This window comes from Streptomyces sp. AK010, assembly GCF_014207295.1.
Classification (GTDB): domain Bacteria; phylum Actinomycetota; class Actinomycetes; order Streptomycetales; family Streptomycetaceae; genus Streptomyces; species Streptomyces massasporeus.
In genome coordinates, this window is the sequence record NZ_JACHCX010000002.1 from 474,807 (window position 1) to 496,707 (window position 21,901).

General features: G+C 71.1%; 18 protein-coding genes, 1 tRNA gene and 1 pseudogene. 6 read left to right on the forward strand and 14 right to left on the reverse strand.

The window, feature by feature from the left end; all coding sequences use genetic code 11:
- Window positions 1-63 precede the first annotated feature (63 nt).
- Window positions 64-2,796 (forward strand): phosphoenolpyruvate carboxylase, encoded by a 2,733-nt coding sequence (ppc, locus tag HDC93_RS05510; RefSeq protein WP_185007693.1) that lies wholly within the window; start codon window positions 64-66, stop codon window positions 2,794-2,796.
- A 65-nt stretch (window positions 2,797-2,861) separates the two neighbouring features.
- Here ppc and HDC93_RS05515 read toward each other — a convergent pair whose 3' ends face one another.
- The 8 genes and pseudogenes from HDC93_RS05515 to HDC93_RS05550 all read right to left on the reverse strand — a co-directional run bounded on the left by HDC93_RS05515 (window position 2,862) and on the right by HDC93_RS05550 (window position 9,318).
- Window positions 2,862-3,548, reverse strand: coding sequence for an LPXTG cell wall anchor domain-containing protein (locus tag HDC93_RS05515; protein WP_185007695.1), 687 nt, complete (start codon window positions 3,546-3,548; stop codon window positions 2,862-2,864).
- Window positions 3,549-3,686: 138 nt separating this feature from the next.
- A complete protein-coding gene (locus HDC93_RS05520) occupies window positions 3,687-4,190 on the reverse strand; it encodes a hypothetical protein (RefSeq protein ID WP_185007703.1) in 504 nt (167 codons plus the stop codon).
- Window positions 4,191-4,232: 42 nt separating this feature from the next.
- Window positions 4,233-4,835, reverse strand: coding sequence for an aminoacyl-tRNA hydrolase (gene pth / locus HDC93_RS05525; protein WP_185007705.1), 603 nt, complete (start codon window positions 4,833-4,835; stop codon window positions 4,233-4,235).
- A gap of 69 nt (window positions 4,836-4,904) precedes the next feature.
- The gene (locus HDC93_RS05530; protein WP_185007707.1) at window positions 4,905-5,501 is read right to left on the reverse strand and encodes a 50S ribosomal protein L25/general stress protein Ctc; all 597 of its coding nucleotides are present in this window, start codon (window positions 5,499-5,501) and stop codon (window positions 4,905-4,907) included.
- Between the two features lie 186 nt (window positions 5,502-5,687).
- Window positions 5,688-6,668 (reverse strand): ribose-phosphate diphosphokinase, encoded by a 981-nt coding sequence (locus HDC93_RS05535; protein WP_185007709.1) that lies wholly within the window; start codon window positions 6,666-6,668, stop codon window positions 5,688-5,690.
- 135 nt (window positions 6,669-6,803) lie between these two features.
- On the reverse strand, window positions 6,804-8,252 hold the full coding sequence (glmU, locus tag HDC93_RS05540; protein ID WP_185007711.1) for a bifunctional UDP-N-acetylglucosamine diphosphorylase/glucosamine-1-phosphate N-acetyltransferase GlmU: 1,449 nt from the start codon (window positions 8,250-8,252) through the stop codon (window positions 6,804-6,806).
- 113 nt (window positions 8,253-8,365) lie between these two features.
- Window positions 8,366-8,438, reverse strand: a tRNA-Gln gene (locus HDC93_RS05545).
- 8 nt (window positions 8,439-8,446) lie between these two features.
- Window positions 8,447-9,318 (reverse strand): annotated as a pseudogene (locus tag HDC93_RS05550) (hypothetical protein).
- 168 nt (window positions 9,319-9,486) lie between these two features.
- Here HDC93_RS05550 and HDC93_RS05555 point away from each other — a divergent pair.
- Window positions 9,487-10,791 carry a sensor histidine kinase gene (locus HDC93_RS05555; protein ID WP_185007713.1) on the forward strand — a complete coding sequence of 435 codons (1,305 nt, stop codon included), beginning with the start codon at window positions 9,487-9,489 and terminating at the stop codon, window positions 10,789-10,791.
- 13 nt (window positions 10,792-10,804) lie between these two features.
- Here the strand turns inward: HDC93_RS05555 and HDC93_RS05560 are convergent, their stop codons facing one another.
- Window positions 10,805-11,299 (reverse strand): SUKH-3 domain-containing protein, encoded by a 495-nt coding sequence (locus tag HDC93_RS05560; protein ID WP_185007715.1) that lies wholly within the window; start codon window positions 11,297-11,299, stop codon window positions 10,805-10,807.
- A gap of 80 nt (window positions 11,300-11,379) precedes the next feature.
- Entirely contained in the window at window positions 11,380-11,982 is a 603-nt protein-coding gene (locus HDC93_RS05565) for a YwqJ-related putative deaminase (RefSeq protein WP_185007717.1), read from the reverse strand.
- A 345-nt stretch (window positions 11,983-12,327) separates the two neighbouring features.
- On the opposite strand from HDC93_RS05565, the gene HDC93_RS05570 reads away from it, so the two are divergent.
- The 4 genes from HDC93_RS05570 to HDC93_RS05585 all read left to right on the forward strand — a co-directional run bounded on the left by HDC93_RS05570 (window position 12,328) and on the right by HDC93_RS05585 (window position 18,229).
- Window positions 12,328-13,332, forward strand: coding sequence for an SMI1/KNR4 family protein (locus tag HDC93_RS05570; RefSeq protein WP_185007719.1), 1,005 nt, complete (start codon window positions 12,328-12,330; stop codon window positions 13,330-13,332).
- An 8-nt stretch (window positions 13,333-13,340) separates the two neighbouring features.
- On the forward strand, window positions 13,341-16,544 hold the full coding sequence (locus HDC93_RS05575; protein WP_185007721.1) for an SUKH-4 family immunity protein: 3,204 nt from the start codon (window positions 13,341-13,343) through the stop codon (window positions 16,542-16,544).
- A 177-nt stretch (window positions 16,545-16,721) separates the two neighbouring features.
- Complete coding sequence (locus tag HDC93_RS05580) at window positions 16,722-17,183, forward strand: carboxymuconolactone decarboxylase family protein (RefSeq protein WP_185007961.1); 462 nt, start codon at window positions 16,722-16,724, stop codon at window positions 17,181-17,183.
- 158 nt (window positions 17,184-17,341) lie between these two features.
- Window positions 17,342-18,229, forward strand: a complete 888-nt coding sequence (locus tag HDC93_RS05585) for a cellulose-binding protein (RefSeq protein WP_185007722.1) — start codon at window positions 17,342-17,344, stop codon at window positions 18,227-18,229.
- Between the two features lie 437 nt (window positions 18,230-18,666).
- Here HDC93_RS05585 and HDC93_RS05590 read toward each other — a convergent pair whose 3' ends face one another.
- The 4 genes from HDC93_RS05590 to HDC93_RS05605 form a co-directional block, all read right to left on the reverse strand.
- A complete protein-coding gene (locus HDC93_RS05590) occupies window positions 18,667-20,247 on the reverse strand; it encodes a cation acetate symporter (RefSeq protein ID WP_221516325.1) in 1,581 nt (526 codons plus the stop codon).
- Between the two features lie 29 nt (window positions 20,248-20,276).
- On the reverse strand, window positions 20,277-20,726 hold the full coding sequence (locus HDC93_RS05595; protein WP_185007726.1) for a DUF485 domain-containing protein: 450 nt from the start codon (window positions 20,724-20,726) through the stop codon (window positions 20,277-20,279).
- Between the two features lie 192 nt (window positions 20,727-20,918).
- Window positions 20,919-21,293 (reverse strand): hypothetical protein, encoded by a 375-nt coding sequence (locus HDC93_RS05600; protein WP_185007728.1) that lies wholly within the window; start codon window positions 21,291-21,293, stop codon window positions 20,919-20,921.
- A 92-nt stretch (window positions 21,294-21,385) separates the two neighbouring features.
- Window positions 21,386-21,895: a GNAT family N-acetyltransferase gene (locus HDC93_RS05605; protein ID WP_185007730.1), complete on the reverse strand. Its 510-nt coding sequence runs from the start codon at window positions 21,893-21,895 to the stop codon at window positions 21,386-21,388.
- Between the last annotated feature and the right edge of the window lie 6 nt (window positions 21,896-21,901).

Here is a 21,901-nt window from a genome sequence, read left to right on the forward strand (position 1 = left end):
CGCGCGAGACGCCGTCCGGGTTCCCCTCCCAGACGAGCTTCAACACTGCAAGGAGCCGCACCTGTGAGCAGTGCCGACGACCAGACCACGACGACGAGCAGCGAGCTGCGTGCCGACATCCGCCGGCTGGGCGACCTGCTCGGCGAGACCCTCGTCCGCCAAGAGGGCCCCGAGCTGCTGGAACTCGTCGAGAAGGTCCGCCGCCTCACCCGCGAGGACGGCGAGGCCGCCGCCGAGCTGTTGCGCGGCACCGAACTCGACACCGCGGCCAAGCTGGTCCGCGCCTTCTCCACGTACTTCCACCTGGCCAACGTCACCGAGCAGGTCCACCGCGGCCGCGAGCTGCGCGCCCGCCGCGCCGCCCAAGGCGGCCTCCTCGCCCGTACGGCCGACCGGCTCAAGGACGCCGACCCCGAGCACCTGCGCGAGACGGTCCGCAACCTCAACGTCCGCCCCGTCTTCACGGCCCACCCCACCGAGGCCGCACGCCGCTCGGTCCTCAACAAGCTCCGCCGCGTCGCCGCGCTCCTGGAGACCCCGGTCATCGAGTCCGACCGGCGCCGCCTGGACACCCGCCTGGCCGAGAACATCGACCTCGTCTGGCAGACCGACGAACTGCGCGTGGTGCGCCCCGAGCCCGCCGACGAGGCCCGCAACGCCATCTACTACCTCGACGAGCTGCACGCGGGCGCCGTCGGCGACGTCCTGGAGGACCTCACCGCCGAACTGGAGCGCGCCGGGGTCAAGCTCCCCGACGACACCCGCCCCCTCACCTTCGGCACCTGGATCGGCGGCGACCGCGACGGCAACCCCAACGTCACCCCCCAGGTCACCTGGGACGTCCTGATCCTCCAGCACGAGCACGGCATCAACGACGCCCTGGAGACCATCGACGAGCTCCGCGGCTTCCTGTCCAACTCCATCCGCTACGCCGGCGCCACCGAGGAACTGCTGACCTCCCTCCAGACCGACCTGGAGAACCTCCCCGAGATCAGCCCCCGCTACAAGCGCCTCAACGCCGAAGAGCCCTACCGGCTCAAGGCCACCTGCATCCGCCAGAAGCTGGAGAACACCAAGAAGCGCCTCGCCAAGGGCACCGCCCACCGCGACGGCCGCGACTACCTCGGCACCAGCGAACTCCTCGACGACCTGCGGATCATCCAGCGCTCCCTGCGCGAGCACCGCGGCGGACTCTTCGCCGACGGCCGCCTCGCCCGCACCATCCGCACCCTCGCCGCCTTCGGCCTCCAGCTCGCCACCATGGACGTCCGTGAACACGCCGACGCCCACCACCACGCCCTCGGCCAGCTCTTCGACCGGCTCGGCGAGGAATCCTGGCGCTACGCCGACATGCCCCGCGACTACCGCTCCAAGCTCCTCGCCAAGGAGCTCAGGTCCCGCAGGCCGCTCGCCCCCACCCCGGCCCCCGTCGACGCGCCCGGCGAGAAGACCCTCGGCGTCTTCGGCACCGTCAAGCGCGCCCTGGAGGTCTTCGGACCCGAGGTCATCGAGTCCTACATCATCTCCATGTGCCAGGGCGCCGACGACGTCTTCGCCGCCGCCGTCCTCGCCCGCGAAGCCGGTCTCATCGACCTGCACGCCGGCTGGGCCAAGATCGGCATCGTGCCGCTCCTCGAGACCACCGACGAGCTCAAGGCCGCCGACACCATCCTCGAGGACATGCTCTCCGACCCCTCCTACCGGCGCCTCGTCGCCCTGCGCGGGGACGTCCAGGAGGTCATGCTCGGCTACTCCGACTCCTCCAAGTTCGGCGGCATCACCACCAGTCAGTGGGAGATCCACCGCGCCCAGCGCCGCCTGCGCGACGTGGCCCACCGCTACGGCGTCCGCCTGCGCCTCTTCCACGGCCGCGGCGGCACCGTCGGCCGCGGCGGCGGCCCCACGCACGACGCCATCCTCGCCCAGCCCTGGGGCACCCTCGAAGGCGAGATCAAGGTCACCGAGCAGGGCGAGGTCATCTCCGACAAGTACCTCATCCCGTCCCTGGCCCGGGAGAACCTGGAGCTGACCGTCGCCGCCACCCTCCAGGCGTCCGCCCTGCACACCGCGCCCCGCCAGTCCGACGAGGCCCTCGCCCGCTGGGACGCCGCGATGGACGTCGTCTCCGACGCCGCCCACGCCGCCTACCGCCGCCTCGTCGAGGACCCCGACCTGCCGACGTACTTCCTCGCGTCGACGCCGGTGGACCAGCTCGCCGACCTGCACCTGGGCTCCCGGCCCTCCCGCCGCCCCGGCTCCGGCGTCTCGCTCGACGGCCTGCGCGCCATCCCCTGGGTGTTCGGCTGGACCCAGTCCCGGCAGATCGTCCCCGGCTGGTTCGGCGTCGGCTCCGGCCTCAAGGCCCTGCGCGAAGCCGGCCTCGACACCGTCCTCGACGAGATGCACCAGCAGTGGCACTTCTTCCGCAACTTCATCTCCAACGTCGAGATGACCCTGGCCAAGACCGACCTGCGGATCGCCCAGCACTACGTCGACACCCTCGTCCCCGACGAGCTCAAGCACGTCTTCGACACCATCAAGGCCGAACACGAACTCACCGTGCGTGAGGTGCTGCGCGTCACCGGCGAAGAGGAACTCCTCGACGCCGCGCCCGTCCTGAAGCAGACCTTCGCCATCCGCGACGCCTACCTCGACCCCATCTCCTACCTCCAGGTCGCCCTGCTCAAGCGGCAGCGCGACGCCGCCCAGGCCGCCGAGCAGCCCGACCCGCTCCTCGCCCGCGCCCTCCTCCTCACCGTCAACGGCGTGGCAGCCGGCCTGCGCAACACCGGCTGACCCCACCCCGGACACGACCGTGCCCCCGAGCCCGTACAGGCTCGGGGGCACGGTCATGTTCCACGTCAGACGCGGCCGGCCCGCCGACGCCGCAGCACCAGGTAACCGCCCGCCGCCACCAGCGCGGCAGCCACACCCGACAGCACACCCACCGGGGCCCCGTTGCCCGTCTCGGCGAGATCACCCTCCGCACCACCCTGCGGCGACGGCGACGACGCCGGCACAGCCCCACCGGCCGACGAACTCGCCGACGCCGACACACTCGGCTCACCCGACGGCGCCTCGGACGCCCCCGGCGACGACGGCGAAGCCGACGCGGACGGCGTGGAACCACCCGGCTCCTGCTCGTCCTCACAGTCCGTCCAGAACACCTTGTGCTTGGCGGAGCCCTTCTCGCCCTCGAAGTTCCAGAACAGCTTGTAGTGCCCGTCGGGCAGCGACAGGTCCTCGCTGCGCCCGTGGCCCTGGGAATCCAGCGTCAGCGCACCGGACTCCACCGTCTCGCCCTTGTTCTCACTCGGGGGGATCGCGTCGATGTGCCAGTCGACCCGCTGACCGCCGTCGAAACCGAAGGCATCCAGATAGAACGCGCACACGTGCGGCTCGTTGCGGCGCAGCTCCTCGCCCGTCGAGGCGTCATGGATCTTCACCGTGCCGTTGTCACCGGGAGGCGTGGCGTGGGCGGATGGAGCGAGCAGAAGGACCGCGGAAGCGGCGGCGCAGACAGCGCCGAGGCGAGAGAGGGTTCGCATGGAGGAGTCGTCCGTCTTCGTGAAGTGACCGGGAAGATGTGGAGGGGGCGGTTCAGCTTCCAGCCGCACCCGAACGCCCGTCAATCACGAACAGACAACGCTCCGTTCCCTCACAGATGTGGAGAACGCCAGAACCCCTCAGACGGTCACGAACGCCGCCGTCAGCAACGCCACCCCCGACAACGCCATCACCCACGCCGCCCGCGTCCGCAGCAGACCACCCGCCACCACCACCGACGCCAGCAACAACGCACCACCCAGCGGAATCCACGCGTACAGCACACCCGCCGGACCCGAACGCACCGCGTCATCACCAGCGGACTTCAGGACCACCGTGTACGTCCGGCCCCGCTCCACCGCGACCGACTTCTCCAGCACCACCCGCGCCCGCGGCTGCGAACCCTCCGACAACGGCGTGTACCGACCCCAGCACGCATCCGCCCCGCACCGCGTCACATCGACCGTGCCCCGCTCCCGGCCCTTCGTGAGCATCACATGCTGCGCCGTACCCCACGACGCCCACACACCCGCGATCAGGATCAGCACCGCGACCGTACCCATCGCCGCGAACCTCCCGAACCGCAGCACGGCGGCCGAACCCTGGGACAAAGAGGTGGCAATGGCAGGCATGGCCGGGATCATTGGCCATGCCTGAACGGCCCGTCAACCTCGACGGGTGACAAGTCAGGAGTTGTACGTGCTTTGCGCCCGCTCCAACCCCTCGATCACCAGAGCCTCCACCGCATCCGCCGCCCGGTCCACGAAGTAGTCCAGCTCCTTGCGCTCCGCCGACGAGAAATCCTTCAGCACGAAATCCGCCACCGGCATCCGCCCCGGCGGCCGCCCGATCCCGAACCGCACCCGGTGATACTCCGCACCGAACGCCTTCGTCATCGACTTCAGCCCGTTGTGCCCGTTGTCCCCGCCACCCAGCTTCAGCCGCAGCACCCCGTAGTCGATGTCCAACTCGTCATGCACCGCCACCACATGGCCCACCGGCACCTTGTAGAAATCCCGCAGCGCGTTCACCGGCCCACCCGACAGGTTCATGTACGACATCGGCTTCGCCAGCACCACCCGCCGGTTCAACGGACCAGGAGGCCCGATCCGGCCCTCCACGACCTGCGCCTGCGCCCGCCCGGCACGCTTGAACCGCCCCCCGACCCGGTCCGCCAGCAGATCCGCCACCATGAAACCCACGTTGTGCCGGTTCCCCGCGTACTCCGGCCCCGGATTGCCCAGCCCCACGATCAGCCAGGGAGCGGCCGCATCGGTCGTCACGTCCATGTCTCCTTCATACGCGTCGGCCGCTGCCCCGCACGGGAACAGCGGCCGACGAAACGACGACGAAGAGGATCAGGCCTCGGCGGCCTCGTCGCCCTCGGCCTCTTCACCCTCCGGGGCCTCCTCGGCCTGCGCGGCCAGGACCTGAAGGACGACGGTGTCCTCCTCGACGGTCAGCGTCGTGCCCTTCGGCAGCTTGATGTCCTTGGCGAGCACGGAGTCACCGGCCGCCAGACCCTCGATGGAGACGGTCACGGACTCGGGGATGTGGGTCGCCTCCGCCTCGACCGGCAGCGCGTTCAGCACGTGCTCCAGCAGGAAGGCACCCGGGGCCAGCTCGCCCTCGGTGTGCACCGGAATCTCGACCGTGACCTGCTCGCCGCGCTTCACCAGCAGCAGGTCCACGTGCTCCAGGAAGCCCTTCAGCGGGTCACGCTGCACCGACTTCGGGATCGCCAGCTCGTTCGTCTTGCCGTCGATGTCCAGCGCGATCAGCACGTTCGGCGTACGCAGCGCCATCAGCAGGTCGTGACCCGGCAGGGTCAGGTGCAGCGGGTCCGAACCGTGCCCGTACAGGACACCCGGAACCTTGTCTTCACGACGGATACGGCGCGCGGCACCCTTGCCGAACTCGCTGCGCGTCGCGGCGGAGATCTTCACCTCGGACATAGTCACTCCTCGAATTCAGAACGGACGTGGTCACCCGGCCACGAACGGCCTGCTACGAAGAGCGCGTCGATAACGGACAACCGCATCCCGAAACGGGAACGGCCTCCCTCGCCGAGCAACTGAAGCAGTCTACTCGGACAGGGAGGCCACACCCAAAAGGATCTACAGAAGCCCGACCACAGGCTCCTACTGCTCGTCGAACAGGCTCGTCACCGAACCGTCCTCGAACACCTCACGCACCGCACTCGCGATCGTCGGAGCGATCGACAGCACCGAGATTTTCTCCAGATCCTGGCTCAGCTCACCCGGCGTCGGCAGCGTGTCCGTGAACACGAACTCACTCACCCGCGAGTTCTTCAGCCGATCCGCGGCCGGACCCGACAGCACACCGTGCGTCGCCGTCACGATCACATCCTCCGCACCGTGCGCGAACAGCGCGTCCGCAGCGGCACAGATCGTCCCACCGGTGTCGATCATGTCGTCCACCAGGACACACACGCGACCCTTCACCTCACCCACGACCTCGTGGACGGTGATCTGGTTCGCGACGTCCTTGTCACGCCGCTTGTGCACGATCGCCAGCGGCGCACCCAGCCGGTCGCACCAGCGGTCCGCCACCCGCACCCGGCCGGCGTCCGGCGACACGACCGTCAGCTTCTCCCGGTCCACCTTCCGGCCCACGTAGTCCGCCAGCAGCGGCAGCGCGAACAGGTGGTCCACCGGACCGTCGAAGAAGCCCTGGATCTGGTCCGTGTGCAGATCCACGGTCAGGATCCGGTCCGCACCCGCGGTCTTCATCATGTCCGCGATCAGACGCGCCGAAATCGGTTCACGTCCACGGTGCTTCTTGTCCTGCCGCGCGTAACCGTAGAACGGCACGATGACCGTGATGGAGCGGGCCGACGCACGCTTCAGCGCGTCGATCATGATCAACTGCTCCATGATCCACTTGTTGATCGGAGCCGTGTGGCTCTGGATCAGGAAGCAGTCCGCGCCACGCGCCGACTCCTGATAACGCACATAGATCTCACCGTTCGCGAAGTCGAAGGCCTTCGTCGGGACAACCCCGACACCCAACTGCTGGGCGACCTCCTCGGCAAGCTCGGGGTGGGCGCGGCCGGAGAAGAACATCAACTTCTTCTCGCCGGTCGTCTTGATCCCGGTCACAGCACTGTCTCCTCAGAGGTGTCGCAGCTAGGGGTCGAGAAACCTCGCAGCCGGCTTGCCGGAGGCCGTCTCAGCTGGTGGGGGTGCGGGTGTGCACTTATCACCGTACGCCGTGTTTCAGGCATCGGTTTCCGGTCAGCCCTCGCCGGCCGACTCCCGGGAAGCCGCCTCGGCCGCCTTCGCCGCCGCGCTCCCCGGACGCTTCCGAGCCACCCAACCCTCGATATTCCGCTGCTGACCACGGGCCACGGCCAGCGAACCCGCCGGCACATCCTTCGTGATCACGGACCCGGCAGCGGTGTACGCACCGTCCCCCACCGTGACAGGCGCCACAAACATGTTGTCCGAGCCCGTCCGGCAGTGCGAACCGATGGTCGTGTGGTGCTTCTCCTGGCCGTCGTAGTTCACGAACACGCTCGCGGCACCGATGTTCGTCTGCTCACCGATCGTCGCGTCACCCACGTACGACAGGTGAGGCACCTTCGTCCCGTCACCGATCGACGCGTTCTTCGTCTCCACGTACGTCCCGATCTTGCCCTTCGCACCCAGCCGCGTCCCCGGACGCAGATACGCGTACGGACCCACCGTCGCCTCCGCACCGACCTCGGCACCCGCGGCCACGGTGTTGTCGACCCGCGCACCCGCACCGACCCGGGTGTCGGTCAGCCGGCAGTTGGGCCCGACCTCCGCACCCTCACCGAGATGCGTCGTGCCGTGCAGCTGTGTGCCCGGGTGAACGACGGCGTCCTGCTCGAAGGTGACGGTCACGTCGATCCAGGTCGTGGCCGGATCGATCACGGTCACACCGGCCAGCATCGCCTCGGTCAGCAACCGGTCGTTCAGGATCCGGCGGGCCTCCGACAACTGCACACGGTTGTTGATCCCGGCGATCTCACGGTGGTCGCCGGCCACCGACGCCCCGACCCGGTGCCCCGCCTCACGCAGGATCCCGAGCACGTCCGTCAGGTACTCCTCGCCCTGGCTGTTGTCCGTCCGCACCTTCTTCAGCGCGTCCGCCAGCAGCTGACCGTCGAACGCGAACACACCCGAGTTGATCTCACGGATCGACCGCTGGGCATCGGTGGCGTCCTTGTGCTCGACGATCGCCGTCACGGCACCGGAGGCGTCGTCACGGACGATCCGCCCGTACCCCGTCGCATCCGGCACCTCGGCGGTCAGCACGGTGACCGCGTTGCCGTCGGCGGAGTGCGTGGCCGCCAGGGCCTGCAGCGTCGCACCCGTCAGCAGGGGCGTATCACCGCACACGACGACGACCGTCCCGTCGACGGCCCCGCCCAGCTCCTCCAGACCCATCCGCACGGCGTGCCCCGTGCCGTTCTGCTCCGCCTGCACGGCGGTGCGGACGTCGGGAGCGATCTCACCGAGATGCGCGGTGACCTTCTCACGGGCGTGGCCGACCACGACGACCAGATGCTCGGGCTGCAGCTCGCCGGCGGAGGCGAGGACGTGCCCCACGAGACTGCGGCCGCAGAGCTCGTGCAGGACCTTGGGTGTGGCCGACTTCATACGGGTGCCCTCACCCGCTGCGAGAACGACGACGGCTGCCGGGCGGTTGGCGCTCACGGGATGCCCTTCGGCTGTGGATGGGGTGGGGTGACATCCGCAGGATACCGGGGGGTTTTGTGGGGGGCATGGGTGCGGGCCCTGACATGACTGTCAGGGCCCGCACCGCGGAGCTCCGCCAGCTGGATTCGAACCAGCACTACAGGGCTTCAAAGGCCCGCGGGCTACCAGTTACCCCATGGCGGATGGCTGCGTCAGACCTTACCCGAGGAGAAGGAGGTGGTGATCCCGGAGACCATGCCATGCCACCAGCCCTCGATGCGACGGTACAACTCGGCGCCTTGGGAGACTCGGACCACGAGGCAACCCCGATAGTTCTCGCCCACGTTCTTGCGGACGGTCTTCGGATTGTGCTTCTTGATCGTCGTCTTCTGGAAGGTGGAGCTGTCAACGCCCACCATGTCGGCCCAGTAGCGCTCGGCGCCCTCGACGTCGGCTGTCATGTGGATCATGACGCGATACCGCAGGCGGTCGCGTTCCACGCCCAGCAGGTCCAGCCATGCCAGGTAGAGGCGGATCACTCCCGGGTCGCTGTTGACGAAGAGCACGTTCTCGCGTCGGTCGTAGGGCTTGTCCTTCGAGCCCTCGGCCCAATAGAGCGCCACGCCGGCAATGAACAGGTCACGCGCCGACAATTCGGCGATCTCCTGTGCCGCAGCCCGCTTGGTTCGCAGTCGCTCCTCGTCCCGGATGGCCAGTTCGTGCTCCCAGCGCTTTTGCGCCGCCAGCTTCGCCTGTTCCGTCGGATCGCGGCGCTCCGGCTTCGGCAGATCCCGTACCCACAGCGAGATCGAACTCTTGGAGCACCCCAGCTCCACCTCGATCTGGTCGTACGTCCAGCCCTGGAGGCGGAGCTCCCTCGCCTTCTCCCGCAGGTCGTCCTTCGCGTTCGGCCGCTCGTTCAGTCCGGGGCCGGTTCGCCTTGGAGGAGGCGGTTGAGGATGTCGTTGTTGTCGACGTGGAGGCGGTCGCGGATCTGGCGCCGGCTCAGCCCCGCGCGGCGGAGCGCCACCGCCCTCTCCCGCGACTCCTCGAAGCCCGCGTACTTGCCAGCTGCATGTGTCATACGCATACCGTCCGGGCGGAATGATCGCTTCCGGTGTCGAGCAGTGAGCGATTCAGCAGTTCGAGGGATATCGGGTGGTATCGCAGCCGAACGGTCACGGAGTGTGGTGTGGGCCAGTCCCGGAAACTCACCGGAAAGCGGGCGGGGGGCGCCTTTAGGCTGGGAGGCATGACCGCGACGGGGGAAGACCATGTGACGGCCCGTGGAGGGCCGTGGTGGTGGGCCAGGCGGCGTAGCGCCGTGTTCGACGCGAGCTTGGCCGTGGTGTCCGCGCTGGAGTGCGCGTTGGAGGGGATCCCGTTCGCGCGGGACGCGGGGATCCCGGTGGCGGCGGGGGTCGTCTTCGGGTTGCTGGCCGGTTCCGTGCTGCTGGTGAGGCGCCGGTGGCCGATCGCCGTCGTGTTGGTCTCGATCGCGATCACGCCCGCCGAGATGGGCTTCGTGATGGGTGTCGTCGGCCTGTACACGCTGGCCGCGGCGGAGCTGCCCCGGCGGATCATCGCCTCGCTGGCGGGGATGTCGCTGGTGGGGACGTTGATCGTGACGTTCGTGAAGACGCGGCAGGACATGTCGCGGGGGGACCTGGACATAGGGGACTGGTTCGTGCCGTTCGCGGCGATCACGATGTCGCTGGGCTTCACGGCGCCTCCGGTGCTGCTGGGTCTGTACGTGGGGGCGCGGCGGCGGCTGATGGAGAGCCTGCGGGAGCGGGCGGACAGTCTGGAGCGGGAGCTTCAGTTGCTCGCGGAGCGGGCTGAGGAGCGGGCGGAGTGGGCCCGTAACGAGGAGCGGACGCGGATCGCGCGGGAGATGCACGATGTCGTGGCGCATCGGGTGAGTCTGATGGTGGTGCATGCGGCGGCGCTGCAGGCGGTGGCGCGGAAGGATCCCGAGAAGGCCGTGAGGAACGCCGCGTTGGTGGGGGACATGGGGCGGCAGGCGCTGACGGAGCTGCGGGAGATGCTCGGGGTGCTGCGCAGCGGTGGGGGTGAGCGGCGGGAGTCGGCGGCGGCGGTGCCGTTGGCGGCGGTGGGGGTGGCCGCGGCGGCGGCTGCGGCGGCTTCGCGGGCGGCGGATGACGAGGGGCCGTGTCTGGCGGAGCTGGAGGAGTTGGTGGGGCAGTCGGCTGCCGCGGGGATGGTGGTGGCGTTGTCGGTGGAGGGGGATGTCCGGTCGTATGCGCCGTTGGTGGAGCAGACGGCGTATCGGGTGGTGCAGGAGGCGTTGACGAACGTCCACAAGCACGCGGCCGGGGCGAAGACGTATGTGCGGTTGGCGCATCGGGTGTCGGAGATCGCGATGCAGGTGGAGAACGAGCCGCCTGAGGAGGCGGCGTCGTCGGCGCGGTTGCCGTCGGGTGGGAACGGGCTGGTGGGGATGAGGGAGCGGGTTTCGGCGCTGGGTGGTGTGTTCGTGTCGGGGCCGACGGATGCGGGGGGTTTCCGGGTGTCGGCGGTGATTCCGGCGTCGTGACGCGGCTGGGGGCTCAGCTGGTGGTGAGGCGGGCGGGTGCGGTGCCGGCGATGAGGGTGGCGAGGGCGTGGTCGATGTCGGGGCCGAGGTACCAGTCGCCGGTGTGGTCGAGGGTGTAGACGCGGCCGTCGGTGTCGATGGCGAGGAGGGCTTGGCTGTCGGTTTCAGCGCCGAGGGGGCAGACGTCGGTGCCGAGGGCGCGGCCGAGGTCGCCGAGGGTGCGGGCCATGTGGAGGCCGTGCAGTGGGTCGAGGTGGAGGCGGGCGGGGGCGACTTGGCGGCCGGGGCCGGTGGGGGTGATGTGGAGTCCGCCGAATTCGGCCCAGGCCTCGACGGCGGCGGGGAAGACGGTGTGGCGGTGGCCGGCGGGGGAGGCGTGGTCGCGCAGGGCGTCGGCCCAGATCTCGGCTTGTTTGATGTCCCAGCGTCCGGGTTGCCAGCCGGCGGCGCGCAGGGCGGCGTCGACGGGTACGGCGAAGCGGGTGGTGGAGGTGCGGTCGGTGTGCATGCGCCCTTCGTCTCGTCGAGGTCATGGGGTGGCGCGAGGGGGCACGCCGGGGTGTCCCGTGCTGTGTGTTGGGGGGTGCGTCAGCCGTTCTGGGACGCCGGGTCGACTATGCGGACGCCGAAGTGGGCGCTGAGCGCGGTGCAGGCGCGGCAGGGGGTGGCGAAGCTGCCGTGGAGGGGGTCGCCGTCCTCGCGGATGCGTCGGGCGGTGAGTTTGGCCTGCTTGAGGGCTCTGCGTGCCTCGCCGTTGGTCATGGGTTTGCGTGCGGCGCGTTTGCTGCGGGCGGTGTCGGCGGCGGCGATGTGGCGGGAGATGAGGATGGTTTCGGCGCAGCGGCCGGTGTAGCGGTCGCGTTGGGCGCTGGTGAGGGTGTCGAGGAAGTCCTGGACGAGGGGGTGCAGGGCGGGGGGTGTGTCGCCGCGGGCCGCGGTGCCGGTGAGGGTGGCGCCGCGGACGGAGAGGGCGGCGGCGACGGTGGGGAGGATGCCGTCGCGGCGGTGCCGGAGGGCGGGGGTGTGGGCTGCCTCGGTGGCGCTCCAGCCGATGCGGGGGTCGCCGCCCAGGGGGTCGGTGGCTCGTGGGTCGCCGGCCTGGGGGCCGGTGCTGTGGCTGCCGCCTCGGGGGTCGCCGTTTCGTGGGTCGGCGGACCTGCCGGTGTGTGGTCCCGTCTGCGTGGCGTTCATGATCTTCTTCCCCTCCGTGCATCCCCCCGGGGGTCACAGACTGCCAAATGCCGTGGCTGGTGCGGAAGCTGGGGCGCGGCGACACGCCCATAGCGGGGTGTGCCGTCACGGTGGGGTGACGCCTGGTCACGGATGCGGAGGGGGTGCTGACCGGTGCCGGTGACCGGTGTCGTCGTACGGCATAGGCTGTCGGCACCGCGGGCGATGCGGTGATCCGTTCGGGGCTCGATGCAGTGAACCGGAGGGTGACCCGCGGCCGGCGCGTGCAGTGACAGTCGATACGGGTCGTAGTGCGCCAAGGGTGGTCAATACGGGTCGTACAGAGTGCCGCAGGGGGCAACCGCCATGACGACAGGTCGGCTCGGGCAGCAAGCCGCGCCGCCGAACGCGGCCTACGCCGGGCAGGTCGTGCACTTCCCGGATCCGGTCCGCGCGGCGCGTCACCCGAGAGGGGTACGGGTCGACGAGCACGGTTACCCCGACTTCTCGGCTTACGCGCGCGCGGCCGCGGAGATCGCGGAGCCGCCGGAGGGTTTCGGTGTCGACGAGTTGCGGCTGACGGACTATGTGTCGGCGAACACGGCGCTGTCGGCGTCCGGGCACGAGTTGTGGGACACGGTGCCGGCGGTGGCGACGCCGCACGGCTGGACGTGGCATCACGTGGTGGGGACGCGGCGGCTGGAGCTGGTTCCGGTCGAGGTGAAGGCGCTGCTGCGGCATCACGGGGGTGTGGCGACGTCGGGTGTCGACCATTCCAAGCGTGGCACGCGGCCGTTGCAGGAGACGCGTCCGGCGCATTTCGGGCTGCCGAAGTCGGGTGTCGCGGTGACGGAGTCGCAGGTGCAGGGGGTCGAGGAGGACCTCGGCTACCGGTTGCCGGGTGCGTACCGGTCGTTCCTGAAGGCGGCGGGCGGCTGTGCGCCGGTGGGTGCCGCGCTGGACGCGGAGCTGGGGCTGCTGGTGGATCAGCCGTTCTTCACGGTGCGCGACGAGGCGGCGGTCAATGACCTGGTGTACGTCAACAAGTGTCTGCGTGACCATCTGACCAAGGACTACCTGGGGATCGCGTTCGTCCAGGGCGGGCTGCTGGCCGTGAAGGTGAAGGGCGAGCGCATCGGTTCGGTGTGGTTCTGCGCGTACGACGACGCGCGGGACGTGGATCCCTCGGTGCCGCCGGCGGAGCGCGTGGAGCGGTTGCTGCTGCCGTGCGGGGACGACTTCGATGTCTTCCTGTCGCGGCTGGCGGGCAATCCGCCGGAGTTGGAGACGGTGGCGAACCTGATGGTGGACGGCGGGTTCGCGCGTGTGGTGCCGGTGGGTGCGGTGTCGTCCTCGGCCGTGGGGGAGTGAGGTCGGCGATGGTGACCTTCGCGCAGGCGCAGGAGCGCGCGGAAGAGTGGATCAACGGGGATCTGGCGTCGTACCAGCATCGTGAGGTGCGGGTGCGGGAGTTCGATCTCGGGTTCGTGGTGTGGGCCGAGGACCGGGTGGACGGGCCGCGGTCGGACGGTGGTGCGCAGCGGCTGGTGATCGCGCGGGACAGTGGCGAGGCGACGTTGTGGCCCGGGCTGCCGGTGGGTGAGGTGATCCGCCGGTACGAGGAGGAGTACGGCCGTCCGGACGAGGTGGACGAGCCGGCATCGGCGGCGCCTGCCCCTCGGGTGGATCTGAATCAGACGTCGTTCCTGCTGACTCCGCCGGAGTGGTTGCAGGATGCGGCGGACAAGCTGGGGATTCCGGATCGGCGGGGTGCGGGGGCTGGAGCCGGGGAGCAGGCGGCTTCTGCCGCTGGGGAATCGGATTCCGGCTCTGGTTCCGGGCCTGGTTCCGGCTCCGGTCCTGGTTCTGGCTCCGGTCCTGGTTCCGGCTCCGGTCCTGGTTCTGGCTCCGGTCCTGGTTCCGGCTCCGGGCCTGGTTCCGGCTCCGGTCCTGGCTCCGGCGCTGTTTCCGGTTCTGGTTCCGGGCCTGGTTCCGGTTCTGGTTCCGGTCCTGTTTCCGGTTCGGCGACTCCCGCGCGGGGGGCGCCGGCCGCGCCGGGCAGTGGTGCCTCGTGGCCGGCGGCCGGGGGCGGTGACTCCGGCGCCGACGCGGGTGCTTCCGGGGCTCCGGCGGCACCGTCCGTGCCTGCGGGGGCGACGCCCTGGGCCGGCACGGACACCAACGCGGACGCTGGTGACGATCGTTCCGTGCCGCTGCCGGCGACGGTTTTCGCGCCGCCGCTGAGCGGGGCCGACAGCGACTCCGCGCCGCCCTCGGCCACGCCCGAGGCCAAGACGACTTTGATGTCGGGTGGCAGTCAGCTGCCGCCCACGGCGCTGTCGCCGGCGGTCGACGACCCGAACGCGCAGGGGCCGGGGGCGGCGTCCGCGCCCGCGCCCGGTGGTCCCGGGTACGGCTGTCCGGCAGGCCCGGGGGGTGCTCAGGGTGTTCCGGGGACGCCTCCTGCTGGTGTGCCGGGGATGCCGTCCGGTGGTGCGCCGGGGACGCCGCCCGGTGGTGTGCCGCGGGGCAGCACGCCTGCGCCCGTGCCCGGCGGGCAGCCGTACGGGTATCCGCAGGCCCCGCGGGGGAGTACGCCTCCGCCGGCCGCCGGGCCGGGGGCCGCTCCGAACGCCGGGGACATCGCCGACGCCGCGACCAGCAAGGCCGCTCCGCCGCCCGGGCGACGGGGTACGGGTCCGTCCACTCCGCCTCCTCCGGGTGCCCCGGGGAGGCCCGGTGTTCAGCCGGGCAGCACGCCTCCGCCGTCCGGGCCCGGGGCGCCGGGCACTCCCGCGGGCGGCTACGTGCCCACGCAGATGGTGTCGGCGCTCGGGCCTGACGGGCCGGGTGGACCCGGATCCGGGGGCTCTTCGGGGACGGGCACGCCGCTGCCGCCGCCGGGGGCTCCCGGTGCTCCGGGCGCGCCGAACCCGTCCGGTCCTCCCGGCGCGCCGAACCCGTCCGGTCCTCCCGGCGCGCCGAACCCGTCCGGTCCTCCCGGCGCGCCGAACCCGCCCGGTCCTCCCGGCGCGCCGAACCCGCCCGGTCCTCCCGGTGCGCCGCGGCCTCCGGGTGCTCCGGGTGGTACGCCGCCCGGCGGTGTCCACCACGCTGCCACGATGCTCGCCGACCCGGGCCGGATGGGCCCGGGGGAGCCGCAGCCTCCGGCTCCTCCTGGAGCGCCCGGTGCTCCGGGTGCCCCTCAGCCCCCGGGGATGCCGAACCCGCCACGTGCTCCCCACCCGCCCGGCCCGCCCGGTGCGCCGCAGCCTCCGGGTGCGCCCGGTGCCCCTGGTGCTCCCGGTGGTCCGGGTCCCGTGCACCATGCGGAGACCATGCTGGCCGCGCCCCCGGCGGGCGGTCCCGGCGTGCCTCCGCCGCCGCAGGCTCCCGGCGCACCCCCCGCCGCCCCGGGTGCCGCACCGGGCGCCCCTGGCACGCCCGGTGCGCAGCCGATGCCGCCGGGTATGCCAGGGGCGATGCCGCCCGGTATGCCGCTGGGCGCGATGCCGCCGGGCGCGATGCCCCCGGGTGCGATGCCGCCGCCCGGCCAGCCCGTCCCCGGGCAGCCGCCCGCGTACGGCTATCCGCAGCAGCCGACCGGGCAGCCGACGGTCGGGCCCGGCTATCAGGCCGTGCTGCGCTACCGCGCGCAGGACGGTTCCGAGCAGCAGCTGATCCGGCGTTCCGCGCCGGGTACGCCGCACCCGGAGTGGCAGATCTTCCACGAGCTGCGGGCCATGAACGTGCCCCCGGACCAGGTGCTGGAGCTGCACACCGAGCTGGAGTCGTGCGAGCTGCCGGGTGCGTACTGCGCGCGGATGATCCGGGAGCAGTGGCCGCAGGCGCGCATCACGAGCATCGCGCCGTACGGCACGGACCATGCGAGCCGGCAGCAGGGCATGCAGCAGTTGCTGGCCCACCAGGGCGAGTTGCACCAGGTGGCGGACGGCCCGGCGCGCCCTGCGCCGGTGCGCGCTCCGCTGCCGCCGGTGCAGATGGCGCCGCCGATCCCGCCGGAGGCCATCGGGCAGGAGCTGGGGGCCGCGTTCGGGCCGGGGGTGTTCCGGTTCGAGCATGCCGCCGTGTCGCGGCAGGGTGTGCCGCCGGTGGTGGCGCACACGCTGGTGGCGGCCGGACTGCCGATGGACATGGGTCCGTTCTTCTGGGCGCAGGCGCAGCCCGGCCGGCCCGTTCCGACACTGGCGGAGCTGGCGGCCGAGCGCGGGGTGCAGCCGGCCTCGGACGCCGGTTCCTACCTGGTGATGGGCAGCGACTTCGGCAAGGCGATCTGCGTGCAGTACGGCACGGCGAACATCGTCGCCGTGCCGGTGGAGGCGGGGCCGGGCGGAGCGCCCGTGCCGCCGCAGTTCGTGAACACCGGGCTGCCGGAGTTCGTGCGCTGCCTGGCGCTGCTCGGGCGGATGTGGCGGTTGCGGTTCGGGCTGAACCAGGAGCAGGCGGGCCGCTGGACCGTCGACTTCCAGGCCCAGTTGGCCGCGCTCGACCCGGCGGCACTGGGGTCGCCGGAGAGCTGGTGGTCGGTGCTGCTGGAGCAGATGTGGGACGGACTGCTGTGACGGCTCGCCGCTGATGTGCCACAAGGAGCCGGGTTCGGTCGCTCGTACGACCGGGCCCGGCTCTTTTCACGCCCGTGCCGAAGATTCTTCGCGCCGGCCTGTCACATCTCTCTCCGACGTTCCGTCAGTGCAATGACAGCGACGCACGACGCACCGCCGACACAGGAGGCAGAGATCATGCAGGCACGGATGACGAACCCGGCGTACGTCCTTTCCGGCGCGATGAAGGGCATCGGCACCCTCTTCCAGGCGATCGGGGAGGGCGGCCTGGCACCGGACGTGGCGGAGATCGTCGGGCTGCGCGCCAGCCAGACCAACGGCTGCGGGGCTTGTGTGCACGGACACGTGGCCAACCTCCGCAAGGCCGGGGCGAGCGAGGAGCGCATCGCGGCCGTCGCCGCCTGGCGGCACGCGCCCGTCTTCTCGGACGCCGAGCGCGCCGCGCTGAAGCTGACGGAGGCGATGCCGCGGCTTTCCGACCTCTCGGGGGAGTCGGTGCCGGACGCGCTGTGGGACGAGGTGGCCGACCACTTCGACGAGAAGGAACTCTCCGCCCTGATCCTCACCGTCTCGGTCACCAACATGTTCAACCGCATCAACACGACCATCCAGGAGCCCGCGGGCACCACTTGGGGCTGACGGCCGTACAGGCCGTGGACCCGTGACCTCTGTGCGGAGTGTCGCGTTATGAACACTTCCGTCTGATCCACCAAGATGTGCGCGAAATCATCGCATTTCTAGCGCGACTTCGCATCGGTGCGCTTGCCTGCGCATCGGTGTGGTGGAGAGGGGCCCGGATGAGCAGCGCGACGGCGTCACCGCACGGCTTCCCGGCCGTGCGGGGGCGCGGCTACCGTCCCGAGCAGGTCGACGCGTACGCCGAGAACCTCTCCGCGGACCGGGACGCGGCCTGGGAGAGAGCGGCCCGCCTGACGGTGCTCGCCCGGCGGATGGACGAGGAACTGGAGCGGCTGCGCGAGGCCGTGGCCCGGCTGGCCCCGCACACCTACGAGACGCTCGGGGAGCGTGCACGGCACCTCTTCGAACTCGGCGAGCAGGAGGCCGCTGCCGTGCGGGAGGAAGCGCTGCGGGAAGCGCGGCAACGCGTGGACTCGGCGCGGTCGACCGCGGCCGGCGTGCGCGGGTCCGCCCAGGCGCACGCCGATGCCGTACGCGCCGACGGCGACGAACGCGCTCGCCAGCGGCTGCTCGCCGCACACGCCGAGGCCGGCGAGATCCGGGGCGTGGCAGGGCGTGAGGCGGAGGAAGAACGGGGCGAGGCGGTGGCCGCGCTGCGGGAGATGCGCCGGCGCACCTCCGGGATGCTGGCCGAGCAGGCCAAGGAGCACGCCGAACGGTGGGCGCGGGCGGAGCGGGAGGAGGCCGCCCGCGAGGCCGCGTCGGACGCGCACGACGAGGAGGCCATGTCGCGCGCCGAGGAAGCACTGTCCGACGCCGAGCACGCCTTCGCCGACGCAGAGGACTCCGCCCGCGACCTGGAGGAGGAGGCCCACGCCCATGCGGCGGAGCTGGTCGCCCAGGCCCGCGAGCACGCCGAGACCGTGGCGGAGGAGACGGACCGGATCCTCGGCGAACACGCCGAGCAACGAGACGACGCCCGCTCCCACATCGACCGCGTCCACTCCAGCCTGACGGCTTGGGCGGGGCGGGTGGCGGCGGAATGAGACGGGCGGCGGCCCCCTGTGGGGCCGCCGCCGCCCAGGCTGTCGGGAGTGGTGACCGACCCCGTAGTCGTCCGGCCCCATGTGCTGCGGAGTTCGTTCCGGGGGCTGGGGGCTGGGGGCTGGGGGCTGGGGGCCGGGCCGGCAGCATGCAGTCCGCAGCCGGCAGCCAGGGCCCGACAGCCAGAGGGCGGCAACCAGCTGCCGGCAGGCGGCAGCTGGCAGCCAGGATCAGGCAGTGAGTGGCAAGCAGCCGCCAGTCAGCGGCCGGCCGACAGTAGCCATAGAGCGAGCCAGAAACCAACCGCCAGCGGCCAGTCGCCATAGAGCCGGCCAACCGCCAGCCGTCAGCCGCTGACGAGCCCGGCCCGGTGTGCCGGTCGGGCTCTCCGTCCACCCGGCGGCACGGCGAGCCGTCCCCGGCTGCCGTGCCGCCCGCGTCACTGGTCCCTGCGGGCCGCGCCCGCCAGGATCCAGCCCTCCACCGCCTCGTACTGGTGGCGCTGTTCCTCCGACTTCCGGTGGCCGGAGGCCATCGTGCCCAGCCAGCCGCAGGCGAAGCCCAGGGGTATGGAGAGCAGGCCCGTGGTGGTGAACGGGAACCAGTTGAAGTCGGCCTCGGGGAAGGCCGAGACGGGTGAGCCGGAGACCAGGTTGGTGCCCGGCATCAGCAACAGGACCGCGAGGGAGCCGCCGATGAGTGTGCTGAGCAGGCCCGTTTGCGTGTAGCGGCGCCAGAACAGGCTGTAGACCAGCGCGGGCGCGATGGCCGAGGCGCCCAGGCAGAAGGACAGCGTCACCAGCCATTGCAGGCTGCGGTGCTGGACCTGGGTGGCCAGGAGGATCGCGGGGACGCCCACGGCCAGTGCCGACAGCCGCGCCACGGTCATCTCCCGCCGCGGCGACATCTCCTGCACCCGCGCCGCGAACACGTCGTGCGCGAGGGAGTTGGCGCAGGCCAGGATCATGCCGGCGACGGAGGCGAGCAGCGTGAGGAAGACCGCCGTGGTGACGGTCGTGAACAGGAACGTCTCCGCCGACGACACGTCCGCGCCGAATGCCGCCTTTGATCCCAGCAGATACGCCGTGTTGCCCTGCGGGTCGACCTGCGCGATCAGTTCCCGCCCGACCAGCGCGGTCGCGCCGAAGCCGACGACCGTGATGACGAGCACGAACAGGGCCACGCCCGACACCGCCCAGGACATCGAGCGCCGCACCTGCCGGGCACTGGAGGCCGTGTACATGCGCATGGTGACGTGCGGCAGGACGCCACCGCCGAGGACCACCGTCAGCTGCGCGGTGATCATGTCCAGGTCGGGGCTGGGACCGCCGGAGAACTGCAGGCCCGAGGAGAGGAACGACGAGCCCACGCCGCTGTTCTGGGCGGCCGCGTCGAACAGGGCTCCCGGGTCCCAGTCGAACCGGTTGAGGATCAGTACCGCGACCACCATGCCGGAGCCGAGCAGCATCACGATCTTCAGGATCTGGATGAGGGCGGTGCCCTTCATGCCGCCGATCGCCGCGTAGCTGATCATCAGCGCGCCCACGCCGATGATGCAGCCGGTCTGCAGTGACTCGCCGGAGAAGCCGAGGATGAACGCCATCAACTGCCCGGTCCCCGCCAGCTGGACCAGCATCAGGGGCAGCAGCGCCGCAAGGGTCACCGCGCAGGCCGCGATGCGGACACCGCGTCCCGGCATCCGGCGGGTCAGCGCGTCGCCCATGGTGAACCGGCCGGCGTTCCGAAGGGGTTCGGCCAGCAGGAACATCAGCAGCATCAGCGACAGCGCCGTGCTCAGGGCCAGGACGATCCCGTCGTAGCCGAACAGCGCGATGACGCCGCCGGTGCCGAGGACGGTCGCGGCGGAGATGTAGTCGCCCGCGATGGCCAGGCCGTTGCGCATGGGGGACAGGGAGCTGTAGCCGGTGTAGAACTCGTCCAGGTCGTCCCGGTCCGGGCCCGTCATCACGCACAGCAGCAGCGTGATCGTGGCGACGGCGGAGAAGCCGACCAGGGACATGGCCTGGGCGTTGCCGCTGAAGTCGGTGTTCACCGTGTCCCCTCTCGCTTCGCGTCCAGCTCGGCGTGCTTGCGTATCCGGTCCGCGATCGGGTCGACGCGGCGGCGGGCCGTCTGCTCGTACAGGGCGATCGCCAGCCAGGTCACGGGGACCTGGATGAGCGCGAGCAGCAGGCCGGTGGGCAGTCCGTCGGTGACGGTGCTCGTCATGAACGCCGGCGCGAACGCCGACAGGATCAGGAACAGGACGAAGTAGCCGAGCGCCGTGAGCGTGGCCACGCGTCGCTGCCAGCGGTAGGCGCTGCGCAGGACACGGAGGTCGCTGTGGTGCCCGAGCGCGGTGTGGCGCTGGGGACGTCGTCCGGCCGGTTCGGGCGCCTCCTGCGGTGCCCAGGGGTAGGTGTCGTACGTGTACGGGTCGTAGGGCTGGGGTGGATCGGGTGGTCGGTACGGGTAGGACGGGGACGGGTCGTAGGACATCCCGGTTCTCCTTGCGAGGGTTGGATCCGGTGCGGCGGGCCGCAGGGAGGTGGGGGGCGGGAGCCACGCACGCTACTTCGGAGTAGGGGGCCAGCGCGAGGGTTTCGGCAAACTGATCGGTCGGTATGCGCTTACCTTTCCGACCTCGGGTGTTATCCGTGGCGACTCGGATTCTTCGCAGGTCACGGCGTGTCACCCGAGGTGGATGGGTGCCACGGACGCCGGTACTTCGGAGCGGTCGTCGAGCGTCGCCCGGAAGGCCGGCCGCCGGTCGGTCCGACGCGCGACCGAACTGCTCGCGAGAAGTGTGGAGTTGACACCGAGCCGGCCCCCGGTTGGCACGCGTATGCGTGTCTCCTGCTCCGCCCGCACGGTCCACCCGCCACCCACCGGCCGTGCGGCGACGGTCACCCTGCGTGCGGTGTCGCCGAAGTGGTAGACGTCGACGGTCATGCGGGTGCGGGTGCGGGTGCGGGTGTGGGTGCGGGCGCCCGGGCGGTGCCGCCGCTTGCTGCCCGCCACCGCCCCGAGCCTCGCCGCCATCGTCGTGCGCCTGTTGAAGTCCATGCCACCAGCAGACACGCACGGCCCGTCACTCCGCGTCACCCGAAAGAGTGTGCGGACCCGGAAAGGGGTCGGGGTCGCGCCCTAGGGGTGCCCTAAGGGCTGTCGGGGGAGGCGTCGAGGGACCGGCGCACGTAGCGGACCCCCGGTTGTCCACCCACCGTGATGTTCTCCACCCACGTGAAGCCGTTGCGGGTCAGGACCCTCATGGACGCCGGGTTGTCGAGGGTCGTGCGCGCGGTGAGGGACGTCAGGCCGTAGTCGGTCGCCGCCAGCCGGCACACCTGCGCGACGGCCGCCGTCGCCACGCCCCGGCCCGCGGCCTGTTCGCCGACGCGGTAGCCGAGTTCGGCGCTGCCGTCCGCCAGTTCCATCAGGTTCACCCGGCCGATCAGCTCGCGGTCCTCCCCGAGGACGACATGGAAGCGGCACACGCGCGCGTGCTGCTCCTCGAGGAGCGCCTGGAGGCGGGCGGCGAACCCGGCCGGCGTGAAGAAGGCGTCCCCGCGGTCCGGCACCGTACGCGCGAAGTACGCCCGGTTCTCCCGCTCGAACGCCAGCAGCGCGTCCGCGTGATCAGCCCGCAGGGGTTCCAGGGTCACCATGGGCGT

Excerpts from the sequence above, each read along its gene's own strand:
- HDC93_RS05515 (WP_185007695.1), bottom strand. The coding sequence starts at position 3,548 with ATGCGAACCCTCTCTCGCCTCGGCGCTGTCTGCGCCGCCGCTTCCGCG.
- HDC93_RS05520 (WP_185007703.1), bottom strand. The coding sequence starts at position 4,190 with ATGATCCCGGCCATGCCTGCCATTGCCACCTCTTTGTCCCAGGGTTCG.
- pth (WP_185007705.1), bottom strand. The coding sequence starts at position 4,835 with ATGGACGTGACGACCGATGCGGCCGCTCCCTGGCTGATCGTGGGGCTG.
- HDC93_RS05530 (WP_185007707.1), bottom strand. The coding sequence starts at position 5,501 with ATGTCCGAGGTGAAGATCTCCGCCGCGACGCGCAGCGAGTTCGGCAAG.
- HDC93_RS05555 (WP_185007713.1), top strand. The coding sequence starts at position 9,487 with ATGACCGCGACGGGGGAAGACCATGTGACGGCCCGTGGAGGGCCGTGG.
- HDC93_RS05560 (WP_185007715.1), bottom strand. The coding sequence starts at position 11,299 with ATGCACACCGACCGCACCTCCACCACCCGCTTCGCCGTACCCGTCGAC.
- HDC93_RS05565 (WP_185007717.1), bottom strand. The coding sequence starts at position 11,982 with ATGAACGCCACGCAGACGGGACCACACACCGGCAGGTCCGCCGACCCA.
- HDC93_RS05570 (WP_185007719.1), top strand. The coding sequence starts at position 12,328 with ATGACGACAGGTCGGCTCGGGCAGCAAGCCGCGCCGCCGAACGCGGCC.
- HDC93_RS05575 (WP_185007721.1), top strand. The coding sequence starts at position 13,341 with ATGGTGACCTTCGCGCAGGCGCAGGAGCGCGCGGAAGAGTGGATCAAC.
- HDC93_RS05580 (WP_185007961.1), top strand. The coding sequence starts at position 16,722 with ATGCAGGCACGGATGACGAACCCGGCGTACGTCCTTTCCGGCGCGATG.
- HDC93_RS05585 (WP_185007722.1), top strand. The coding sequence starts at position 17,342 with ATGAGCAGCGCGACGGCGTCACCGCACGGCTTCCCGGCCGTGCGGGGG.
- HDC93_RS05590 (WP_221516325.1), bottom strand. The coding sequence starts at position 20,247 with ATGTCCCTGGTCGGCTTCTCCGCCGTCGCCACGATCACGCTGCTGCTG.
- HDC93_RS05595 (WP_185007726.1), bottom strand. The coding sequence starts at position 20,726 with ATGTCCTACGACCCGTCCCCGTCCTACCCGTACCGACCACCCGATCCA.
- HDC93_RS05600 (WP_185007728.1), bottom strand. The coding sequence starts at position 21,293 with ATGGACTTCAACAGGCGCACGACGATGGCGGCGAGGCTCGGGGCGGTG.
- HDC93_RS05605 (WP_185007730.1), bottom strand. The coding sequence starts at position 21,895 with ATGGTGACCCTGGAACCCCTGCGGGCTGATCACGCGGACGCGCTGCTG.